The organism is Nakamurella flava (assembly GCF_005298075.1).
Classification (GTDB): Bacteria; Actinomycetota; Actinomycetes; order Mycobacteriales; family Nakamurellaceae; genus Nakamurella; species Nakamurella flava.
Window position 1 is genome coordinate 255,394 of sequence record NZ_SZZH01000001.1, and the last position, 21,369, is coordinate 276,762.

Annotated in this window: 17 protein-coding genes; 11 read left to right on the plus strand and 6 right to left on the minus strand. The window is 71.9% G+C overall.

Annotated features, from left to right (window positions below; translation table 11 throughout):
* Positions 1–115: 115 nt before the first annotated feature.
* Positions 116–991, minus strand: a complete 876-nt coding sequence (locus FDO65_RS01195) for a DUF1684 domain-containing protein (protein ID WP_137447666.1) — start codon at positions 989–991, stop codon at positions 116–118.
* A 130-nt stretch (positions 992–1,121) separates the two neighbouring features.
* Here FDO65_RS01195 and FDO65_RS01200 point away from each other — a divergent pair, with 130 nt between their 5' ends.
* The 3 genes from FDO65_RS01200 to FDO65_RS01210 all read left to right on the plus strand — a co-directional run bounded on the left by FDO65_RS01200 (position 1,122) and on the right by FDO65_RS01210 (position 5,324).
* Positions 1,122–1,883: a sulfite exporter TauE/SafE family protein gene (locus FDO65_RS01200; RefSeq protein ID WP_137447667.1), complete on the plus strand. Its 762-nt coding sequence runs from the start codon at positions 1,122–1,124 to the stop codon at positions 1,881–1,883.
* A 112-nt stretch (positions 1,884–1,995) separates the two neighbouring features.
* The gene (locus tag FDO65_RS01205; RefSeq protein ID WP_137447668.1) at positions 1,996–3,756 is read left to right on the plus strand and encodes an amidohydrolase; all 1,761 of its coding nucleotides are present in this window, start codon (positions 1,996–1,998) and stop codon (positions 3,754–3,756) included.
* Positions 3,756–5,324 (plus strand): MFS transporter, encoded by a 1,569-nt coding sequence (locus FDO65_RS01210; RefSeq protein WP_137447669.1) that lies wholly within the window; start codon positions 3,756–3,758, stop codon positions 5,322–5,324. Before FDO65_RS01205 ends, FDO65_RS01210 begins: the two co-directional genes overlap by 1 nt.
* A 37-nt stretch (positions 5,325–5,361) precedes the next feature.
* On the opposite strand, the gene FDO65_RS01215 is transcribed toward FDO65_RS01210, so the two are convergent.
* Positions 5,362–5,769: an antibiotic biosynthesis monooxygenase family protein gene (locus FDO65_RS01215; RefSeq protein WP_137447670.1), complete on the minus strand. Its 408-nt coding sequence runs from the start codon at positions 5,767–5,769 to the stop codon at positions 5,362–5,364.
* Between the two features lie 144 nt (positions 5,770–5,913).
* Here FDO65_RS01215 and FDO65_RS01220 point away from each other — a divergent pair, with 144 nt between their 5' ends.
* Complete coding sequence (locus tag FDO65_RS01220; RefSeq protein ID WP_137447671.1) at positions 5,914–9,108, plus strand: DEAD/DEAH box helicase; 3,195 nt, start codon at positions 5,914–5,916, stop codon at positions 9,106–9,108.
* Between the two features lie 83 nt (positions 9,109–9,191).
* Here FDO65_RS01220 and FDO65_RS01225 read toward each other — a convergent pair whose 3' ends face one another.
* Positions 9,192–10,193, minus strand: a complete 1,002-nt coding sequence (locus tag FDO65_RS01225) for a peptidylprolyl isomerase (protein ID WP_137447672.1) — start codon at positions 10,191–10,193, stop codon at positions 9,192–9,194.
* A 219-nt stretch (positions 10,194–10,412) separates the two neighbouring features.
* Between FDO65_RS01225 and FDO65_RS01230 the strand changes: the two genes are divergently transcribed.
* The 6 genes from FDO65_RS01230 (at position 10,413) to FDO65_RS01255 (ending at position 15,962) form a co-directional block, all read left to right on the plus strand.
* The gene (locus FDO65_RS01230) at positions 10,413–11,171 is read left to right on the plus strand and encodes an MBL fold metallo-hydrolase (RefSeq protein WP_137447673.1); all 759 of its coding nucleotides are present in this window, start codon (positions 10,413–10,415) and stop codon (positions 11,169–11,171) included.
* A gap of 67 nt (positions 11,172–11,238) precedes the next feature.
* Positions 11,239–12,504: a histidine--tRNA ligase gene (gene hisS, locus FDO65_RS01235; protein ID WP_137447674.1), complete on the plus strand. Its 1,266-nt coding sequence runs from the start codon at positions 11,239–11,241 to the stop codon at positions 12,502–12,504.
* A 182-nt stretch (positions 12,505–12,686) separates the two neighbouring features.
* On the plus strand, positions 12,687–13,259 hold the full coding sequence (locus tag FDO65_RS01240; RefSeq protein ID WP_137447675.1) for an LPXTG cell wall anchor domain-containing protein: 573 nt from the start codon (positions 12,687–12,689) through the stop codon (positions 13,257–13,259).
* A 293-nt stretch (positions 13,260–13,552) separates the two neighbouring features.
* Positions 13,553–14,338: a class F sortase gene (locus FDO65_RS23010; RefSeq protein WP_137447676.1), complete on the plus strand. Its 786-nt coding sequence runs from the start codon at positions 13,553–13,555 to the stop codon at positions 14,336–14,338.
* A gap of 75 nt (positions 14,339–14,413) precedes the next feature.
* Entirely contained in the window at positions 14,414–15,496 is a 1,083-nt protein-coding gene (locus FDO65_RS01250) for an Rv2578c family radical SAM protein (protein WP_137447677.1), read from the plus strand.
* A gap of 67 nt (positions 15,497–15,563) precedes the next feature.
* Positions 15,564–15,962: an SRPBCC family protein gene (locus FDO65_RS01255; RefSeq protein ID WP_137447678.1), complete on the plus strand. Its 399-nt coding sequence runs from the start codon at positions 15,564–15,566 to the stop codon at positions 15,960–15,962.
* Here the strand turns inward: FDO65_RS01255 and FDO65_RS01260 are convergent.
* The 3 genes from FDO65_RS01260 to FDO65_RS01270 all read right to left on the minus strand — a co-directional run bounded on the left by FDO65_RS01260 (position 15,952) and on the right by FDO65_RS01270 (position 19,223).
* A complete protein-coding gene (locus FDO65_RS01260; protein WP_137447679.1) occupies positions 15,952–16,629 on the minus strand; it encodes a TMEM175 family protein in 678 nt (225 codons plus the stop codon). The two genes, FDO65_RS01255 and FDO65_RS01260, sit on opposite strands and share 11 nt — an antisense overlap.
* Positions 16,630–16,649: 20 nt before the next feature.
* Positions 16,650–18,680, minus strand: a complete 2,031-nt coding sequence (locus FDO65_RS01265) for a DEAD/DEAH box helicase (protein ID WP_137447680.1) — start codon at positions 18,678–18,680, stop codon at positions 16,650–16,652.
* Positions 18,681–18,977: 297 nt separating this feature from the next.
* Positions 18,978–19,223, minus strand: coding sequence for a YdeI/OmpD-associated family protein (locus tag FDO65_RS01270; protein ID WP_137447681.1), 246 nt, complete (start codon positions 19,221–19,223; stop codon positions 18,978–18,980).
* 293 nt (positions 19,224–19,516) lie between these two features.
* Here FDO65_RS01270 and aspS point away from each other — a divergent pair, with 293 nt between their 5' ends.
* Positions 19,517–21,355, plus strand: a complete 1,839-nt coding sequence (gene aspS, locus FDO65_RS01275; protein WP_137447682.1) for an aspartate--tRNA ligase — start codon at positions 19,517–19,519, stop codon at positions 21,353–21,355.
* Positions 21,356–21,369: the final 14 nt, after the last annotated feature.

Consider the following 21,369-nt stretch of genomic DNA (forward strand, 5'->3'; position numbering starts at 1 on the left):
TTCACGGTAGGGACGGGCCGCCCGGACTGCCATGTGCGTTGTGTCGGACCTGCGGCCTCCGATGGGCGTCTTGCACAGTTCCGTGTGACGCCTTCGTGACAACAGGAACTCACGATCAGTGACCGGGGCGCTCCGTGGTGGCCGTGGCCCGCAGTTCCCCGGCGTTCACGGCCGCCCGGATCCGGTTCTGCGGCGGCGGGATCGGGCACGAGTAGAAGTCGCTGAACCCACAGGGCGGCACGAACGCGCGGTTGAAGTCCAAGGTCAGGGACTGTGGCTCGGCGTTCTCGCCGATGGCGCCGGCCGGGCCGGGGAAGCGCAGGAAGCGTCCCGGGGCGTAGCTCGTACGGCCGGTGGTCGCGTCGGCGAAGACCAGCACCAGATGGTGCCCGTCGGCGAAGACGGTGAGGGAGTACTCGACCCCGTCGATGGTGGCCTCCACCGTCCCGGGTACGGCCTTGGTGTGCCCGTCGTCGGATGCCCGGGTGAAACCCCAGGGGGTCCGCTGGATCTCGGGCGCCGGACGGAACACCGCCGGCAGCACCCAGGCCGGGTCGTAGTCCGCGACCTCGATGCCAGCGAAGGCCAGCCGGGTCGGGGCGGCGGCATCGTAGATCCGCAGCTCGCTGTCCGTCCCGTCCAGACTGAAGGCGTCCACGGTGATGTCGCCCGACCGCAGCAGCGGGAACCCGTCGGGGCCGAGTGACGGGACCAGGGTCTCGCCGGTCACCAGTCGGGTCCCGTCGGCGGTGATGAGCGCCAGCTCGCCGGTGGGCCGGACCCGGACTCCGGGCTCGCCCGGCACCCGCCACACGGTGGCCGGCAGGCCCCGTACGGGTGTCTCCTCGGCGTCGACGGGTTGGTAGTCGACGAGGGCGGTGTTGCCGACCGGGCCGGAGACCTGGGCCAACCGCGCCTGTCGCCACGCCCGATGGGCGGCGCGGGGGTCGGCGGAATCGTCCGGCGGGATTGGGGAGGCGGAGTCCGTCATGGGGCCATCTTCGGCCATCCCCGGTTGTGCGGACGCCGGAGCCCCGCCCGGCCGGCGGCGCGCCGGCGGTCACGCTCTAGCGTGGGGCCGTGATGAGCCCCCTCGAACCGGACGCGGTGGCCCGGTGGACATGACCCTGCTGTCCTTCCTCTTGCTGGTGCTGGCCGGCGTCGGTGGGGGGCTGACCGGGAGCATCGCCGGGCTGGCCTCCCTGGTCACGTTCCCCGCGCTGTTGGCCGTGGGTCTGCCGCCGGTGGCGGCGAACGTCACCAACACGGTCGGCCTGGTCTTCACCGGGGTCGGCTCGTTCCTCGGTTCGCGCAAGGAACTGCGGGGCCAGGGGAGGTGGTTGCTGGGGATCGCGCCGGTTGCCGTCGTCGGGGGCGTGATCGGCGCGGTGCTGCTGCTCACGACGCCGGCCGAGGGTTTCGAGCGGCTGGTGCCGTTCCTGCTGGGCTTCGCCTCGCTGACCATCCTGCTGCCCCGGGGCCGGGCGGCTCGGGCGGGGCATCCGCAGGTTCGTCGGACGGGGGCCCTCGTTGCCCAGGCGGTCGCGCTGTTCCTCATCACCATCTACGGCGGGTACTTCGGCGCGGCCGCCGGCGTGCTGCTGCTGGCCCTGCTGCTGCGGACCCGCGACGACGACCTGCCGCGGGCCAATGCCGCCAAGAACGCGATCCTGGCCGTGGCCAACACGGTCGCCGCGATCATCTTCATCGTCGTCGCCCCGGTCGACTGGGGGGCCGTCATCCCACTGGGCATCGGTTGCCTGATCGGTTCGCGAATCGGCCCGGTGGTGGTGCGATCGGTACCGGTTCGTCCGTTGCGCTACCTCATCGGAGCGGCCGGCTTCGCCCTGGCCATCACCCTGGGGTTCCGCGCGTTCGGCTGAAGTCACAGGGGGTGACGAACGACTGCGACAAACGAGTCACCGGTAGTAGTGGTATTGCTACTCTCCGCGCAATTGCGGGCGGTGTCCGTCCGCTCCTGACCGGGGGGATCGCATGACGGTTCGACTGTTGCTGGCCTCGACCGTGATCACGATGGATGAGGAGCGATCCCGGGCCGGCGCCGTCCTGGTCGACGACGCCACCGGGACGATTCTGGCCGTCGGGAGCGCCGACGAGTGCCGCGCCGCACTGCCGGCGGACGTCTCCTCCGGCGACGTCGAGGTGGTCGACCTCGGGGACACCGTCCTCGCCCCCGGCTTCATCGAACCGCACAGCCACCCGGTGCTGTCCGGGATCTCCACCCAACCACCGGCCATCTGGATCGCCCCGTACGTCGGCTTCCCGACGTGGGACGACGTCGCGGCCGAGTTCCGGCGGGCGGACGCGGAGACCACACCCGGGCAGGCCCTGCTCTTCACCGGACTCGACCGACTCCTGCAGGGAGCCGACGAGCTGGATCGCACCACCCTGGACGGGTTCTTCCCCGAGCGTCCGGTGGTGATCCTGGACAACTCCGGTCACGAGGTCTACTTCAACTCCGGGGCCATCGCCGTGTTGGGGTGGCCGGACGGCATCGCCCCGCCCGACCCGGTCGGCGCGTCGTACGGGCGGGACGCCGACGGGCGGTCCGACGGCCGGGCCAACGAGCTCGCCGCCGTCATGGCCGTCTGCGGTCCGGTGCTCGCGGACGCGGTCCCGCACCCGCTGCAGTCGGCCGCGCTCTGGTACGCGCAGATGGCCCGCAACGGCATCACCGCGACCAGCGACATGACCTACGGCACCACGTCGCTACCCGCCTACGAGGCGCTGGCCTCGGTGCCCGACTGCCCCCTGCGCATCTCGCTCTACCACATGTCGACCGAGCCGGACGCGGACAAGCCCCTGCACTCCCGGGTGCCCGAGGCCATGCTGCGCAAGCAGGGCATCAAGCTGTGGGCCGACGGGTCACCGTGGGTGGGTACGGCCGCGCTCAGCTACCCCTACCTCGACAACGCCACCGTCCGCGGGGCCGGGATCCCCGTCGGACCGTCCGGCACCTCGACGATGAACTACAGCGCCGAGGAACTGGACGCCATCATCGACCGGTTCGTCGGACCCGACTCCGAGGGGCACTGGCAGCTGTCCTTCCACTGCAACGGCGACGCCGGGCTCGACGTCGTGCTGGACGTCTACCGCCGGGCCCTGCAGCGACACGGTCTGACCGGCAGCGACCATCGTTGGCGCATCGAGCATCTCGGTGGCGCCCGGGCCGACCAGTTCGCGACGGTCGCCGAACTGGGGGCCCACCCGTCCATGGGGCCGTTCCAGTTCATCTACTGGGGCGACCTGCTCGACGGCACCCTGTTCCCGTCCGAGATCGGCAGTCAGTGGATGCGGTTCGCCGATGCCGTCGACTCCGGGGCGTGCGTCTCGTTCCACAACGACGGTTCGGTCAGTCCCGCGATCCCGCTGCTCAACATCCAGGCGGCGGTCACCCGGCGGACCCCGTCGGGCACCCTGCACGGGCCGGAGCAACGCATCGGCCTCGACGCCGCCTGGTCCGCGCACACCGTGGCCGCCGCCCGCACCCTGCACCGCGACCACGAGATCGGCTCCCTCGAACCCGGGAAACTGGCCGACCTGGTGGAACTCTCGGCCGACCCGGCCACCGTCGACCCCGACCGACTGACCGAACTGGTGACGGTGCGGGGAACGTGGCGCGGTGGCCGGCGCATCGACCTCGACGCGTTCGTCGCCGAGATCACCGCCATCGACCCCAGCGAGCGGCAGGCCCACGCGACCGCGCTGCACGCCGCCCCGCGGCACACCTGCTGATGAGCAGCGGAACGGTCGCCGCCCCGCCCGTCAGCGGGACCGGAGCGGCCACCCGGGGCCCGGTCGCCGGGTTGGCCCTGCTCGGGGTGATGGCCGGCGCCCAGGGCGCCGACCCGAACGTCGCCAGCACCGCGCTGGTCGGAGCCGGCCGCGGCCTGGGCATGTCCGGCGACCTGCTCGCGCTGGCCGCCAGCATCTCCACCCTCGTTCTGTCGGCAACGGTGATCTCCACCGGCCTGCTGGCCGACCGTCTCGGCCGCCGGGGCGTCCTGATGGCCGCCCTGGTGCTGGCCGCGGTGGGCGACCTGCTGGTGGCCGGCGCGCCGGCGTCCCCGCTCTACCTGCTCGGGCGGGCCCTGGCCGGGATCGGGTTCGGCGCGGTGTTCGGCGCGGCGTTCGCCTACATCCGGGCCATCACCCCACCGGACCGGATCGCCGGGGCGATGGGCGTCTTCGGTGCGGTCAGCGGCGGGACGGCGCTCGTCCTCACCTTCCTCGGCGGGGCGCTGGCCTCCGTGCACTGGCGCCTGGCCTTCGTGGTGCTACCGGTCGTCGCCCTGCTGTGCGTGCCCGCGGTCCGCGCTCTGCTGCCGGCCCAGGAACCGCGGCCGGACGGCCCGACCGACTACCCGGGCCAGGTGCTGCTGGCCCTCGGGGTCGTCGGGGTGCTCTACGGATTCAGCCATGCGGCGTCCGGGCTGACCTCCCCGGCAACCCTCGGTCCGCTCCTGGGAGGTTTCGCCCTGCTGGCCGCCTTTGCGTGGCGGGAGCGCGCGTCCGGGGCCGGCGAGGACCGGCGCTTCTTCCCAGTCGAACTGTTCCGGCGGCCGGTCTTCCTGGCCGCCGTGTGCGCCGGGTTCGTCTACAACTTCGGCACCGCCGTCGGGTTCCTGCAGCTGACCAACCTCTGGCAGTACGTCACCGGCCTGTCCACGCTGTCGGTCTCGCTGTGGCAACTGCCGTTCCTGGTCAGCGGCATCGCGGCGGCCGTCGTCGTCGGCCGGGCCATGACGCGCGGGCTGGCGGCCGCGGCCGTGGTCGGTATCGGGACGCTGACCTCCGCGGTGGGTTTCGTCCTGCTCGCCGTCCTGCACTCGTCGACCTCGCTGTGGGGCTTCCTGCCCGGGTCGATCCTGCTCGGTGGCGGCGTCATCATCGCCTCGCTGCCGTACGGCACCCTGATCATCTCGCAGGCCGACGCCCGGTACTTCGGCCCGGTGACCTCGGCGCGCACGACGATCGGCCAGTTCTACTACGCCGCGGGCCTCGCGCTGTCGACCGTGCTGATCGACCGGCTGACCACCGGCGGCGTGGTGCGCCGCCTCACCGAGGCGGGGGTCCCGCCGACCCAGACCGGACAGGGCCTGGACGCCGTCACCGCCTTCGCCGCCGCCGGCACCCAGCCCGACACCGCCCTCGGCCAGCCGGCCCTGGGGGCGGCGACCGGCTCGTACGCGTCCGGCTTCGTCGTCACCATGCTCGTCTGTGCCGTCCTGGCGCTGGTCGTCGGTGGGGCGGGCTGGCTGCTGCTCCGCCGCAGCGCGCAGGCACCGCCGGCCTCCCGGTGACCCGCAGGGGACCGGGAGGCCGGCGGTCGGACGCGGCTCAGGCGTGTCCCTGGGCGATCTGGTCGGTGTCCGCGGCGGTCGGCGTCGGGGCACCGTCCGGCGCCGCGCCGTCCGTGTTCCCGCCGGCCGAGCCGCCGGCGATCCGGTAGGACCACACCTCGCTCGAGACGCCCACCGGGTGCGGCGCCGGCCCACCGGAACGCTCCTGGGCCGACCGGTGACCGTGGGCGAACGCCGGGGACGCCATCCACGCCTGGAACGAGTCCTCGTCCCGCCAGCGGGTGATCACCAGCCAGGTGTTCCGCTCGTCGGCCGGCTGCAGCAGCTCGAAACCCTCGAAGCCGTCCTGGTTGTCGACCGATCCGGCCCGGGCGGCGAACCGCTTGGCCAGTTCGTCGCCGGAGTCGGCGGGCACGGTGATGGCGTTGATCTTGATGATGGTCACCCCGACATCTTGCCCCGCAAGCGGTGGAATTCGTCGTTGGTCCCAGAACGAAGCAGCTGGGCGTGACGGCACGTCCCACCAGGGACCATCCACATCCCGCTCCGGAATGACGTGTCCATCCGCACCCGACGGCAAGATGTCCCCATGAGTGACGCGCGTGGGCAGGACGACCGGCTGCGCGTTCTGCAGTTCTGGTGGACGAGTGAGCTGTTCAGTCCACAGTCGATCCCCACACTGACATCGGCCTCGACCCGGCCGGCTGATCGTCAGACCGTCCGGTGGTCGCCGAACGAGCCGCTCCCCTGGGAGCGATTGACTCCTCCGCCCCGACTGCGGGGGACGGAGCGTGTCTGGCGGCACACGGTCTATCTCGGCGTCTACCCCCTGGAAGCGACCTACGAGTCCCTGCATCACGCGTTCGGGGAGGACCGTGATGCCTACGACGAACGGCCGGGCGGAGAAAGCGCTTGCGCTGCATTGGTTGCCGACCAGGCTGGGTTCCTGGTCCCTGATTCCGTCGTTCTCTCGTCGGCGCTGTGGGCGGTCGGCCGTATCCGCAGCCCGGGGATCCGAGACCCCGGCTGGGCCGATGGGTTCGACCGTGCGGCGCGGGAACTCCTCGAGGCCGTTGATGACTTCGAAGGCCGGCGTCGGGAGAAAACCGGATCCGACGGACCCCCGGCCCTCGACCGCGATGCGATGACCGGGCTGTTGGCCATCGCGCATTCGATCGCGGGAGTCGACGGCCTGACCGAGTTGGCCACTGCGCAGGTGGTCATCGACAGTCGGGCCATTTCCGTACGCCGGGAGGAGGACGCGGTCGACACCGACTTCCTCAACAGCTTCTTCCTCGACGACCTCCGCCAGGTGCGCACCCAGGTTGCCAAGGGTGACATCGGCGCCGCTCTGGCCGCTTACCTGACACCGGAACACCGCGTCGACCCGGGGCGGCGTCTCGACGTCGTCGAGCGACCTGCAGTGGTCGAGGCCGGTGTGGTGGTCGAACGGCTCCCACCCGGGCGGTGGCCGAGCGAACCCGGCCATCCGTTGGCGCTCAGTCAGCAGTTCGCGGTGAACCAGGCGCTCAACGATCTGGGGCCGACGCGCGGGCTGATGGGTGTCAACGGGCCCCCCGGTACGGGCAAGACGACGATGCTGCGCGACGTCCTGGCCGGCAACGTCGTGGAGCGCGCACGACGATTGGCTTCTTACGCCACCACCGATGCCGCCTTCACCCCGGTCACCCATCGGTGGAATGCTCAGGACGGACCCCCCCGACGAGTCAGACAGCTCCGTCCGGAGCTGACCGGATTCGAAATGGTCGTCGCATCCGCCAACAACGCCGCGGTGGAGAACGTCACCACCGAGATTCCGGCCGATAAAGCCATCGCGAAATGCTGGCAAGGCTCTGCGGATTACTTCGGCTCGTTGGCGACCGAGATCCTTAAGGCATCAGCGAAGGATCAGCCCGAGGAGGCCCCGCCTCTGACGGCCTGGGGGCTGGTCGCAGCTCGGTTGGGAAACCGGAAGAATCGCTCCGACTTTCGTTCGACTTTCTGGTTCGACAAGAAGGATCCCCGGACCAAGGAAACCGTTCCCGGAAGTGTCCCGGCGATGCAGACCCGCCTGCAGCAATGGCACAGGGGACAGGTTCCGCACCGGACGTGGGGCCAGGCCCGAGAGTTGTTCGACCAGTCGTATCAGCGAGTCCTGTCATTGACAGCGGAACGGAGACGAGCCCAGGAGCGACTTCGACGACTACAGCCCCTGCGCGACGAGGAGCGTTCGAACATCGAACGAATCGCCCGAGACCGCGAAGCGCTCGCCGCGATCGAGCGAGCGTGGGCAGACGGGCACGCTTCGATGATCCACGCCGATTCCGTCCGGGCCGCTGCGGTCGACAATCACGATCGCCAGTTGATGGCCAAACCAGGCGTCCTGGAAATCATCTTCTCGTTCGGTGCCGCACTCAGGAAATGGCGTCCGGAGCTCGATCGGCTGGGGCAGGCGCTGCGGGATGCGCAGGACCGGCACCACCGAGCCACCGCCCTGTGCGATCAGCTACGACAGTCTGCCGAGCGCTCACGGGCGGATCTGCAGTCTGCGGAGCAGCGAGCTCAACGCATTCGACAGGAGCTGAAGATCCTCCAGGTGGACCTGTCGACGGACGAAAGCCGCTACGGCCTCTGCTACCCCGGTTCCGGGTGGACGGGTGACGCCCGGGAATTGCACGCACCGTGGCTCGACGCCGAGCTCGATACCGCCCGTTCGGAATTGTTCCTGGCCGCGCTACGCCTGCACGAGGACTTCCTGGCCTGCGCCGCTTCCGACCTGCTCGACGGTCTCCGCGCCGCTGTGGAGGTGGTCGCCGGCTCGGTTCCGCCCAAGCTCGAGGACGAGAAGCGCCGAGCCGCCTGGCAATTGTTCTTCTTCGTCGTCCCCCTCATCTCGACCACCTTCGCCTCGGTCGGTCGCATGATGACCGGTCTCGGGCGGGAAGCGCTGGGGTGGTTGTTCATCGATGAGGCCGGTCAGGCCTCGCCGCAGTACGCGGTCGGCTCCATCTGGCGGGCGCAACGCGTGTTGGCGGTCGGCGACCCTCTGCAATTGCAGCCGGTCGTGACCATCCCGCCCAAGGCGCAGCGCGACATCGCCGGGTTCTACCGTGTGTCGGGAGTCTGGCTGCCGCCGCGGGCCTCAGTGCAGACGCTGGCCGACCGCGTGGCGGCCACCGGGACATTCCTCCCCCAGGGCGATGACCAGGTCTGGGTCAGCGCGCCGCTCCGTGTGCACCGCCGCTGTGACGATCCGATGTTCGGCGTCAGCAACCGCATTGCCTACGGGAACATCATGGTCAACGGTGTGCGCCGAAAGTCGGACAAGTTCGGCGACGAAGATGCAGAAAAGCTTGTCTGGCCCAGTTTCTGGGCCAACACGGCCGCCGTCCAGGCCGGGACGCATGTGCAACCCGGTCAGATGGAACGTCTGCGCGGCGCGCTGTCGTATGTCAGCGGGATGGACATTCCCCTGTCCGAAGTCATCGCCATCTCTCCGTTCAGGGAGGTTGCCGACCGGCTGGCCGCTCTGGCCCACGAGTACCCGGGGTTGCGAGCCGGGACGATCCACACGGCTCAGGGACGCGAGGCGGACGTGGTGATCCTGGTGCTGGGTGGCGACCCTTCTCGCCCGGGAGCCCAGGTGTGGGCGTCGTCGTCGCCCAACCTGGTGAACGTCGCGGTCAGCCGGGCCAAGCGTCGCCTCTACGTCATCGGCGATCGCGATGCCTGGGGCCGTTACCCGCACTTTCGGGAGTTGGCCCAGGCACTGCCGACCAGGTGACCGCTACGGACTGGCCCGGTAACGCCAACGGCCCCGGTCCGCCCGCCATTGGGTCGGGAGACCGGGGCCGTCGAGGCGTGCGATCAGCTGGACGCGGGCGCGCTCGTCTCCGGGGCCGAAGCCTCGGGGCTGCCGGTCGCCGGGTCGGACGAGGCGTCCGTCGGGGCGGCGCCACCGTCCACGGCCGACGGGTCGAGACCCGGGACGTCCGTCGACGCGGACGGGGTGGCGTAGGTGCCCGAGCCCTGCAGGGCGTCCTCGGGGACGACGACCTTGGAGATGGTCGCGGTGGTGGCCGGGGCGCCGTCCTGCGCGCCGTTGGCCGTGCCGCCCGCGGCGATCTGCTGGACCACGTCCATCCCGTTGCCGTCGACCTTGCCCAGCACCGTGTACTGCGGGGTCAGACCGGGGGAGTCGCCGTAGACGATGAAGAACTGCGAGCCGGTGTCGCTGGCGCCCGCGTTGGCCAGGGCGATGGTGCCCACCGGGTAGGAGTCACCCGTGCTCTGGCCCGTCGTCGGGTCGACATTGCCGGTCGGCGGTTCGCTGGCGTAGCTGTAGCCGGGGCCACCGTTGCCCTGACCACTGGGGTCGCCGCACTGCAGGACGTTCAGACCGGCGCTCTTGGTCAACCGCCAGCAGGTGGTGTCGTTGTAGAAGCCCTGCTGGGCCAGCGACAGGAACGCGTTGACCCCGCAGGGGGCCGTCGCCCGGTCCAGGGTTATGGGAACGGCGGAACCGTTGAGGGTGATCTCGGCCTGCACCGTGCCGCTGTTGAGCGGTGAGAGATTGTCGGGGGCGCTGACGGATTTGGCCGCCGCCCCCGACGCGGGATAGGAGCACGGGGTGCTCGGCGCCGTCGAGCTCGGAGTGGCACTGCCGTCCGCGCCGGATGCTGTCGAGGTGGCCGGGGAGGAGTGGTCGGCGAAGATCAGCCATACCGCACCCGAGACCACGAGTACGGCGGCCACGACCCCCACGACGAGCAGGCGCTGCCGGCGGCGCCGTTCCTGCTGCTGCCGACGGACGAGTTGCCGTTCGAGCTTGCGCTTCGCGGCTTCCCGACGCTGCTGGTTGGTGGGCATGCTGGCCGTCCTCCTGCTGCGCTGACCCTCTCGGGCTGACGTACTGCCTCTGTCGTCCCCGCCGGCGGTCCCCCTGGAGGCCGTCCCGCCCGGTGCAGTCGACGATCGTCGAGCTGATCCCGGCCGCTTACTCTAGGCGAGCGAGGTCGACCGACCGGCGCACGAACCGGGCAAGACCATGAGAACCGACTGTGGGGAGACCGAAGTGAGGGTGGGCCGGTGCTGATCGCAGGGTTCCCGGCCGGGTCCTTCCAGGCCAACTGCTACGTGCTGGCGCCGTCCGCCGGCGCCGACCTCCCCGCTCCGTGCGTGGTCATCGACCCGGGCGAGGGCGCTCTGGAGCCGCTGGCGCGGGTGCTGGCCGACCACCACCTGCGGCCGGTCGCGGTCCTGGTCACCCACGGTCATCTCGATCACACCGCGTCCGCCGCTGCGGCCGGCCGGGAGTACGGCGTCCCCGTCGGCATCCACCCGGGTGACGAGTACATGCTGGCCGACCCCGGCGCGGCGCTGTCCGCGCAGTTGCGGGCCGCCCTGTCGGCGGCGGGCGACGCCTGGTCGGAAGGGGTGCAGCCCGACGAGGTGCGGTTGCTCGCCGACGGCGAGGAGCTGGGGTTGGCCGACCTGCCGCTGTCCGTCGTCCACGTGCCCGGCCACACCCCCGGGTCGGTGACCTACCGCCTGGCCGGGGAATCCCCCGACCCGGCCGCCGGCACACCGGGCCGGCCCGAGCTGCTGTTCACCGGGGACACCCTGTTCGCCGGGTCGATCGGCCGCACGGACCTGGCGGGCGGGTCGATGCCCCAGGAGGTGGTGAGCATCGCCGATCGCCTGCTGACCCGGCCGGACGACGCGGTCATCGCCCCCGGGCACGGACCGACCAGCACCGTGGCCGCCGAACGCGCCGGCAATCCGTTCCTGCGGCCGCCGGCGATCGCCCAGGCCCGGGCCGAGCTGGCCGCCGGGCCCGGCGCCTGACGTCACCGGCGTCGATCCACCCGTCGATTGCCCCGAACCCCGATCCGCCCCCGATCCGAAGGTCCCGATGCCTGACTTCGTCGCCCCCAAGGGTGTTCCCGACTATGTGCCGGCGCGCAGCCGCGGGTTCGCCGCCGTTCGCTCGGCGCTGCTCGCCGCCGCCGACCGGGCCGGGTACGCCCCCATCGAGCTCCCGGTCTTCGAGGACACCGCCCTGTTCGCCCGCGGCGTCGGGGAGTCCACCGACGTCGTTTCCAAGGAGATGTACACCTTCTCCGACCGGGGCGGACGGTCGGTCAGCCTGCGTCCCGAAGGCACGGCCGGGGTGATGCGCGCGGTCATCGAGCACGGACTGGACCGGGGACCGCTGCCGGTCAAGCTGGTCTACGCCGGACCGTTCTTCCGGTACGAACGCCCGCAGGCCGGTCGCTACCGGCAGCTGCAGCAGGTCGGCATCGAGGCTGTCGGCAGTGACGACCCGACCCTGGACGCCGAGGTCGTCGCCGTCGCCGACGAGGGCTTCCGCAGCCTGGGCCTGACCGGCTACCGGCTGGAGATCACCTCCCTGGGCGACCGGAACTGCCGGCCGGCCTACCGTGAGCTGCTGACCGCGCATCTGGGCGGTCTGGACCTCGACGAGGCCACGGCCGAACGCGCCCGCATCAACCCGCTCCGGGTGCTGGACGACAAGCGGCCGCACATGCGGGAGATGCTGGCCGACGCGCCGCTCATGCTCGACCACCTCTGTGACGCCTGCCGGGAGCACTTCGACCGGGTGCGGGCGGTCCTCGACCGGCTCGGCGTGGCCTACGAGGTCAACCCGCGCATGGTCCGGGGGCTGGACTACTACACCCGTACGACGTTCGAGTTCGTGCACCCCGGGCTGGGCGCCCAGTCGGGGATCGGCGGCGGCGGGCGGTACGACGGTCTGATGGCCGAACTCGGCGGGCAGTCACTATCCGGGATCGGGTTCGGCATCGGCGTGGACCGCACCCTGCTGGCGTGCGAGGCCGAAGGCATTCCCGTCGGGCAGCGGGCGCGCTGCGACGTCTTCGGTGTCCCGGTCGGGGGCACCGCGGCGGCCGATGCGGTCGCGGTGCTGCTCGGGCAGATCCGGCGGGCCGGGCACCGGGCCGACATGGCCTACGGCGGTCGGGCCCTGAAGACGGCCATGAAGGCGGCCTCCGGCTCGGGAGCCCGGGTCGCCCTCATCGTGGGCGACCAGGAACTGGCGGACGGCACCGCCGTGGTCCGCGATCTCGCTTCCGGTGACCAGCGGACCGTACCGCTGGCCGAGGTATCGGGTGCGGTGGAGAACCTGCTGGGGGACTGACCCGAAGGAACGAGGGAGAAAGATGGGAAAACACTGAGCGTGGCTCTGCGTGTCACATCAGTCACACCCTCAACCTCCACATAGGTTGCGCAAGCCCGGCATACCGCCGGACTGGCCGTTCCCTGGGAGGGTGCGTCGTGAAGGTTCACAAGCTCGGAGCAGTATCGAAGCGCGGAGCGGCGGTGGTCGGTCTCGCAGCCGCCGCCCTGCTGACCCTCGCCCCCGCCGCCGGTGCGGAGGAGAGCCCGGCCGTCGCCAGCTGCCCCACCCCGGTGCTGACCGCCATTCCGGCCGACGTCATGCCGGGCACCCAGGTCACCGTCAGTGGCAAGAACTTCGGTGGTTGCGTCGAGGAGCTCGAGGCGGCGGCGGCGACCAACACGGTCCAGATCGGCATCGCCACCGACCAGAAGGTCGGCACCGTCCTGGCCACCGTCGAGACCTCCTCGGACGACCCGTTCACCTTCACGGCCACCGTCACCATCCCGGACGTCCCGTCCGCCGGTGACACCATCGCGCTGGCGGCCGGTACCGAGGACTCCAAGACCGGCCTGACCTACTTCGCGGTGCTGCCGCTGCAGTACACCGGCGGCTCGGCGACCCCGACCGGCGTTCCCGCCGGCACCGGCGGTTTCGGTCTGTCGGACGACGACTCGGGCAACACCGCCCTGACCGTCGCCGGTGGCGTCGGCCTCGCCCTGGCCGGTGCCGGCGCGCTCGGCCTGCGCCGCCGCAAGGCCAGCGCGCACGTCTGAGGTCGAACCGGATGAACGACACGAGGCCAGGACCGGAGCCCCGCTGGGAGCATCCGTTCCTGCGTCGTGCCGCTCCTGGGCCGGACGAGTTCCCGCCGGCCCGGGGGCGGGTCCCATCGCCCGGTGCCCGTCCGGCCGGTCGTCCGCTCCCGCCGGCCGCACCGCCACCCGATCCCAGGTTCCGGGCGGCTACCCGACCGGGACCACCGCCGCAACGCCCTCGATCCCGGGCGGTCACCGGTCCGGCGTCACCGCCGCCCCGGGCGGCCGCTCCACATCGACGCTGGGCCTGGATGTCCCTGGCCCTGGGGGTCGCCCTGATGACCGGCGTCCAGCTGGCCGAGGCGCGCACCGTCACCGGCTCCGGGGATTTCTCGGCGACCGCCCCCGCCCCCCGGACACCCGCTTCCGGCCCGGCTGCACCTGGGGCCGCCAGTCCCGACGCCTCGACGTCGACCGCGCCGACCTCGTCGGCCGATGCGGCGCCGACGTCGCCGTCGTCAGCGGTACCCACGCCGGCCGCGGCCATCCCGGCAGCCCCGACCAGCGACAGCAGCTCGGCCGCCCCCAGCACCCAGGACCCGGCGCCGGCGCCGGCCCCGACCACGCCATCCCCGACCGCGGCGGCTCCTGTTCCGGCCGGCATCCCGGTCGGGTTCGCCCTCCCGCGGCTCGACGTGCAGGCGCCGATCGACCCGGTCGGGCAGGTGGACGGTGAGCTCGAGGTCCCAGAGGACATCCGCCGCCTCGGCTGGTGGACCGGAAGCGCGGCCGCCGGCGGCTCGGCCGGCACCACCGTGCTCGACGGTCACATCGACTCCCCCCAGGGGCGCGGCGTCTTCTTCCACCTGCAGGAGGTCGAACCCGACGACGAGGTGGTGCTCACCGTCGCCGGAGGCGCCACCGTCACCTACAAGGTCACCGAGCGCCGGTCGTACCACAAGGCCGATGGGCTGCCGGCCGAGGTGTTCGCGTCGACGGATCAGCCGAAGCTGGTTCTCATCACCTGCGGCGGCCGCTACGACTTCGCCCAGGCCAGCTACGACGACAACATCGTGGTGATCGCCGTCCCGGCCTGACCACGAGCCGACCGGACGGACTGTCGAACACCATCCCGCTTGCAATCGGACCATACACGTGTTCGTATGGATGGCATGCGGTGGGAAGGTCGGTCGCTGACCGTCGAGGATCCATCGGCCCTGCCGGGTCTCGGCCGGCTGGCCGGTCTGGTGCGGACGGTGCGCACCCCCGAGTTCGCCGGGGTGACCTTCCACGAGGTGCACGCGAAGTCGGCGTTGAACCGGGTGCCCGGCGGATCGCCGATGCCGTTTGCCTGGACGGTGAACCCGTACCGGGGGTGCACCCATGCCTGCGTCTACTGCTTCGCCCGGCAGACCCACGCCTACCTCGAGTTCGACGCCGGCCGCGACTTTGACAACCAGATCGTCGTCAAAACCAACATCGGCGATGTGTTGCGGCGCGAGCTGGCCCGGCCGGGCTGGAAACGCGAGCACGTGGCGATGGGCACCAACACCGACCCGTACCAGCGGGCCGAGGGGCGGTACGCGCTGATGCCCGGGGTGGTGCGCGCCCTGGCCGACAGCGGCACGCCGTTCTCGATCCTCACCAAGGGCACCGTGCTGTCCCGGGACCTGCCGGTGCTGGCCACGGCGCACCGCTCGGTGCCGGTCGGCATCGGGGTGTCGCTGGCCCTCGTCGACCCCGAACTGCAGGCCACCCTGGAACCGGGTACGCCGAGTCCCCGGGCCCGGCTCGATCTCGTCCGCCGCATCCGGGACGCCGGCCTGCCGTGCGGCGTGTTCGTGGCCCCGGTCCTGCCCCACCTGACCGACACCCCTGAGCAGATCGACGCCCTGGTCGCCCAGTTGGCCGATGCCGGTGCCACCGGGGTGAGCGGTATCGGACTCCACTTGCGGCCGGGCGCCCGGGAGTGGTTCTTCGCCTGGCTGGGCCGCCACCACCCGGACCTCGTCCCCGAGTACGAACGGCTCTACGCCCGGGGCGCGACCCTGCCGGCCGAGTACCGCCGCACGCTGGCCCGGCGGGTCGCCGACGCCGCACGTGCCCACGGGGTCGGGTCCGGCGCGATGCTCGACGCCGGCAACCCCGTCCGTGGGGTACCGGGCCAGGCGGAGGCGTCGTTCCCCGTCGGCAGCCTGCCCGCCGGAAGGAACGGACCAGCACCGGTGGAGGCCGAGCCGCTGGCCCTGTTCTGACGCTTGCCCGGGTGGCCGTCGCGCAGACCGGGTTTGGGACGGCGGTCGCCCGGTGATCTCCTGCCCCATGACGACTCTCACGCTGACGGCCCGCGGCACCGCTCCGGTGGACGTCGCCTGGGAGCGGTACGCCCGCCCCGACCGCTGGCCGGGCTGGTCGCCGCAGATCCGGCGGGTCGACGCGACCGCCGGGCGCATCGCACCCGGGGTGACCGGGACGGTGCGGGCCGTCGGAGGGGTGTCCGTCGACTTCGAGGTGCTCGCCGTCGACGAGGCGGCCCGCACCTGGACGTGGCGGGTGCGGCTCGGCCCGCTGACGCTGCATCTGGAGCACGCGGTCCGACCGGATGCGTCCCGGGCCGCCGACGGGTCCGCGACCGAACTGCGCATCGACGGTCCGTGGCCGGTGGTCGTGGGGTACGCGCCGGTGGCCCGGCTGGCGCTGGGCCGGCTGGTCAGTCGGTGACGTCCTCGCCGTCGAGCAGGTCGTCGCTGTCGCCCAGCCGGGACGCCGGACCCCACACGCGGTCCCCGATCGCCTCGACCAGCGGGCCGGCCACGAACAGCCCCAACCAACTCCACTGGGCCACGTTCGCCCCGAACCGGTAGCCCAGTGGGATCGACACCAGGAACACCAGCGGCACCGGGATGGAACCGAGGAGGTGACGGCGCTGCTGCGCCGTCGTCGGCGGGTGTCGGAGCAGGCCGTGACGGGCGGCCGTCTGCCAGACGGCGGCCTGCATGACTCCCAGATAGCTCAGCACCACCGCGTAGGCCGCGACCGCGAGGGGCTGGGTGCCCTGCCGGCCCAGCGCCTCGGTGACGAACGGCAGCAGCACGATGCCGAACATGAAGGCGACGTTGACGGTGATCAGCCGGTTGTCGAGCGCCCGGAAGCTGGCCAGCATCCGGTGGTTGGCCCGCCAGAACGACACCACCACCAGGAAACTGATGGTGAAGGCCAGCAGCGACGCCCCGTTGGCCTCCCGCAGCGCCGACAGGCTCGACCAGGCCTCCGGGGTGAAGTCGTCGACCGTCGTGATCAGCAGCGTGACGGCGAACGCGAAGATCGCGTCGAAGAAGGTGATCGCCCGGGCGAACTCCAGCGCCTCACGGTCGTAGGAACGAGCCACCGGGCGATCCTCCTCGACCGTCAGTCGCGACGCTCGCCGCGACGCTCCTTGCCGAACCGTCGCGGGGTGCGGGGGCCGTGCTGGCCGGGCGCGTGGGCGGCCCCACCCGTCCGGCGGCTGCCCCCGGTGTCGGGCTGGATGCGCAGCGCCCGGCCCGACACCTTGGCCGCCCCCAGGCGGCTGAGTGCGGCGTCCGACAGCGGCTCGTTGATCTCGACGAGCGAGAACGTGTCATAGATGTCGATCTTGCCGAGATCGGAGCCGCGCAGGTCGCTTTCGCCGGTCAACGCGCCGACGATGCCGGCCGGGCGCACTCCGTCGCGGTGTCCGACGGCCAGCCGGTAGCGGGGGCCGATGGGGCCCTCGCGACGGCGTCCGCCGCGTTCGGCGGAACCGCGATCGGAGACGCTGCGGTCCCCGCGACCACCGGGTCGGTCGCCCCGCGTCGGTCGGTCGCTGCGGGTGCGCTCGTCGAAGGTGTGCTCGACCTCGGGCTCTGCCATCGGCCGGCCCTCGTCACCGATCGACAGGGCCAGCAGGGCCACGGCCAGTTCCTCGGCGGTGGCCTGCCCGGTGGCGAGGAAGTCGGCGACGGTGCGCCGCGTGTTGCTCAGCAGGCCGGCGTCCGACCGTTCGACGGCGCGCCGCAGCATCGACCCGAGCCGGTGCGAGGCGACCTCGGCCGCGGTGGGCGGGGTGACCTGGGTGATCTTCTGCCGGGTGGCCCGCTCGATGGCGCGCAGCCGGCCGACCTCGCGGGGGGTGAAGAACGTCAGGGCCTGTCCGGTCCGACCGGCCCGGCCGGTGCGGCCGATGCGGTGGACGTAGGACTCGGGCTCGAGCGGGGCGTCGAAGTTGACGACCAGGTCGATGCGCTCGACGTCCAGACCGCGGGCGGCGACGTCGGTGGCGACCAGGACGTCCAGACGCCCGTCGCGGAGGCGCTCGATGATGCGCTCGCGTTCCTTCTGCGGCACGTCGCCGTTGAGGGCGGCGGCGGTGACGCCGCGGGCGACCAGTTCGGTGCCGACCTCGTCGCAGGCCTGCTTGGTGCGGACGAAGACGATGGTGGCCGGCTTCTGGTCCTCACCGTCGGCGCCCGCGGCGGCGGCAGCGGTGCCCTCGTTCATCTGCAGGATGCGGGCCAGCACGTCGACCTTCTGCCGGAACGGCACGACCGCGTAGGTCTGGGTGACGTTCTCGACGGTCGAGGACTGCCGGGCCACGGCGATGTCGACGGGGTTGGTCAGGTGCGAGGCGGCGATCGACCGGATGGCCGGCGGCATGGTGGCCGAGAACAGGGCCGTCTGCCGGTCGGACGGGGCGTCGGACAGGATGCGGTCGACGTCCTCGGCGAAGCCCATCCGCAGCATCTCGTCGGCCTCGTCGAGTACGAGGTAGACCAGGCCGGAGAGGTCGAGGGTGTGGCGCTCGAGGTGGTCGATGACCCGCCCCGGGGTGCCGACGACGATCTGGGCGCCCTTGCGCAGCGCGTCCCGCTGGGGCGGGAACGGGGCCCCGCCGTAGACGGCGACGACGTCGACGCTGGGCAGGTGCTTGGCGAAGGTGGTCAGGGCCTCGGCGACCTGCATGGCCAGCTCGCGCGTCGGGGTCAGCACGAGGGCCTGCACCTGGCGCTGGCGGGGCTGGATGGCGGCCAGCAGGGGCAGGCCGAAGGCCGCGGTCTTGCCGGTGCCGGTCTGGGCGACGCCGGTGATGTCGCGTCCGGCCAGCAGGGCCGGGATGGCCGCGGCCTGGATCGGGGAGGGGGTGACGAACTCGAGGTCGACGACGGCGCGCAGCAGCGGCTCGGGCAGGTCGAGGTCGGTGAACCGGAGCTGTGGGGAGAGCAGCTCGTCGTCGTCGGACTGGTCCGACTCGTCGGAGCGGTCGAGAGCGTCGGACCCGTCGGTCGCGTCCGCGTCGACGTCGGCGGCCGGCTCGGAGGTCAGGTCGGTGGCGCCGTCGGACTCGACGGCCGCAGGGGCGTCGTCGAGCGACGGAATCGATTCAGAGATGGTGTCGGGGGACAGGGTCGCGTCAGAGGTCATGACTGCCGTTCGGTGCGGTGGTGGTGGAGAGGGAGAACGTCCGACCACATGGCCGTCCGTTCCTCCGGATCTAGTCGCCCCGTCCCCGCACGACCGTGATCGATCCCGGGCCCTGGCAGCGACCGGTGCTGCACCGATCGGAACGCCGTCCCACAGCGAGAAGCTCGCGACACACTCCTTGAGCGGATCAAGCCTACCAAGCCGCTCGTCCTGGCTCGGGCGAACGAGACCGGGCTCACCCGCGCGAGCGGGTGGCGTCCGGTTCGTCCTCTGCGGCGGTCGCGCCGATGCGGCGGGTCAGACGTTCTGGAGCGGGTGCGGGGATCCGTGTTCCTCGGCTTCCCGGCGGCGGTAGGTGCGCACGTGCTGGGCGAGTTCCCCCAGCCGTTCGGCGCGCTCGGTCGGTCGGGCCTTGCCGATCCAGTCCACGTAGACGCGCTGGTCGTCGGGGCGCAGGGCCTGGAAGGCCGCGAGCGCCTCCTGGTCGTCCTGCAGTGCCGTGGCCATGTCGTCGGGGACAGCCACTCCCTGGTCGGTGATCATCGTCGATCCTTTCCCCTCGGGTGTTGCGGTGCTCGTCGGTCCGGCCGGGGTCGGGCGCCCCGGCGGAGACGGGCGGGTCGGCGCCGTTGCCGACACGCACCGACCAGTGTTCTCCTGCCGCGCCCGGGTTGCCACCGCTTGCGCGGGCGGATGGCCCGGCCGGGTGACGACCGTAGGATCGACGGGCTGGTGCGCCCGCCGGCCCGCGTCCCGCCGTTTGATCCCAGGGACGCCCGCGGACGCCAGCGCCCGACGAACCGCCAGTACCGAACGAACTCCAGTAAGGACTCCTCGTGCTCCGTGATCGCACCGCCGGATCTCTGCGTGCCGCCGATGCCGGCACCCGTGTCACCCTCGCCGGGTGGGTCGGCCGGCGCCGGGACCACGGTGGCGTGCAGTTCATCGACCTGCGCGACGCCAGCGGTGTCGTGCAGGTGGTCTTCCACGACGAGTCGGTGGCCGCGGCGGCCCACGCCCTGCGCAACGAGTACTGCATCCGGGTCAGCGGCACGGTGAGCGTGCGGCCGGCCGGCAACGAGAACCCGGAGCTGCCGACCGGCGAGATCGAGGTCGAGGTCGACGAGCTGACGGTGCTGTCGGAGGCGGCCACACTGCCGTTCCAGATCGAGGACTCCTCGTCCGGAGCCGGAACGGTCGGCGAGGAGACCCGACTGCACTACCGCTACCTGGACCTGCGGCGCCCGGCGCCGGCGGCCGCGCTGCGCCTGCGGTCGGCAGCCAACCGGGCGGCCCGGTCGGTGCTGGACGGGCACGAGTTCACCGAGATCGAGACGCCGACCCTCACCCGCTCCACCCCGGAGGGGGCCCGCGACTTCCTGGTCCCGGCCCGGCTGCGGCCCGGGTCCTGGTACGCCCTGCCGCAGTCGCCCCAGCTGTTCAAGCAGTTGCTGATGGTGGCCGGGATGGAGCGGTACTACCAGATCGCCCGCTGCTACCGCGACGAGGACTTCCGGGCCGACCGTCAGCCGGAGTTCACCCAGCTCGACGTCGAGATGTCGTTCGTCGAGCAGGACGACGTCATCGCGCTGGCCGAGGAGATCCTGGTCGCCCTGTGGAAGCTGGTCGGCCACGAGATCAGCACGCCCATCCCGCGCATCACCTTCCGTGAGGCCATGGACGCCTACGGCTCCGACAAGCCCGACCTGCGGGTCGACACCCGGCTGACCGAGCTCACCGAGTACTTCGCGAACACCCCGTTCCGGGTGTTCCAGGCGCCGTACGTGGGCGCGGTCGTGCAGCGCGGCGGGGCGGCCACCCCGCGGCGCGGGTTCGACGCCTGGCAGGAGTGGGCCAAGCAACGCGGGGCGCGCGGCCTGGCCTACGTCACCGTCGCCCAGGACGGGACGCTCGGCGGTCCGGTGTCCAAGAACATCTCCGATGCCGAACGGGAGGGTCTGGCCGCGGCCACCGGAGCCCAGCCGGGCGACGCGATCTTCTTCGCCGCCGGCGCCCGTCGCGGCGCCCAGGAACTGCTCGGCGCGGCACGCCTGGAGATCGCCCGCCGCGACGGGTTGATCGACGAGTCGGCGTGGTCGTTCGTCTGGGTGGTGGACGCCCCGCTGTTCGAGCCCACCGGCGAGACCGGCGACGTCGCGGTCGGCGGCGCGGACAGCCAGTGGACCGCGGTGCACCACGCGTTCACCTCGCCCAAGCCCGAGCACCTGGACACCTTCGACACCGATCCGGGGTCGGCGCTGGCCTACGCCTACGACATCGTCTGCAACGGCAACGAGATCGGTGGCGGGTCCATCCGTATCCACCGGGCCGACATCCAGCAGCGGGTCTTCGGCGTCATGGGCCTGAGCCCGGAAGAGGCGCAGGAGAAGTTCGGCTTCCTGCTGGAGGCGTTCTCCTTCGGCGCCCCGCCGCACGGCGGCATCGCCTTCGGCTGGGACCGCATCGTCATGCTGCTGGCCGGGGCGTTGTCGATCCGCGAGGTCATCGCGTTCCCGAAGTCCGGTGGCGGTTACGACCCGCTGACCGGCGCCCCGGCGCCGATCACCGTCGAGCAGCGCCGGGAGGCCGGGGTGGACACCCGGCCGGCGAAGCCCAAGCCCACCGACAGCCCGGACGGCGGGCCAGTTTCCGGGGACGAAACACGTCCTTCGTAGAGTGACGCCCGCTC

Coding starts and splice junctions, on each gene's coding strand:
- FDO65_RS01270 (WP_137447681.1), bottom strand. CDS start 19,223: ATGATCACCGACCAGGGAGTGGCTGTCCCCGACGACATGGCCACGGCA.
- hisS (WP_137447674.1), top strand. CDS start 11,239: ATGCCTGACTTCGTCGCCCCCAAGGGTGTTCCCGACTATGTGCCGGCG.
- FDO65_RS01250 (WP_137447677.1), top strand. CDS start 14,414: ATGCGGTGGGAAGGTCGGTCGCTGACCGTCGAGGATCCATCGGCCCTG.
- FDO65_RS23010 (WP_137447676.1), top strand. CDS start 13,553: ATGTCCCTGGCCCTGGGGGTCGCCCTGATGACCGGCGTCCAGCTGGCC.
- FDO65_RS01200 (WP_137447667.1), top strand. CDS start 1,122: ATGACCCTGCTGTCCTTCCTCTTGCTGGTGCTGGCCGGCGTCGGTGGG.
- FDO65_RS01210 (WP_137447669.1), top strand. CDS start 3,756: ATGAGCAGCGGAACGGTCGCCGCCCCGCCCGTCAGCGGGACCGGAGCG.
- FDO65_RS01265 (WP_137447680.1), bottom strand. CDS start 18,680: ATGACCTCTGACGCGACCCTGTCCCCCGACACCATCTCTGAATCGATT.
- FDO65_RS01255 (WP_137447678.1), top strand. CDS start 15,564: ATGACGACTCTCACGCTGACGGCCCGCGGCACCGCTCCGGTGGACGTC.
- FDO65_RS01220 (WP_137447671.1), top strand. CDS start 5,914: ATGAGTGACGCGCGTGGGCAGGACGACCGGCTGCGCGTTCTGCAGTTC.
- FDO65_RS01225 (WP_137447672.1), bottom strand. CDS start 10,193: ATGCCCACCAACCAGCAGCGTCGGGAAGCCGCGAAGCGCAAGCTCGAA.
- FDO65_RS01205 (WP_137447668.1), top strand. CDS start 1,996: ATGACGGTTCGACTGTTGCTGGCCTCGACCGTGATCACGATGGATGAG.
- FDO65_RS01195 (WP_137447666.1), bottom strand. CDS start 991: ATGACGGACTCCGCCTCCCCAATCCCGCCGGACGATTCCGCCGACCCC.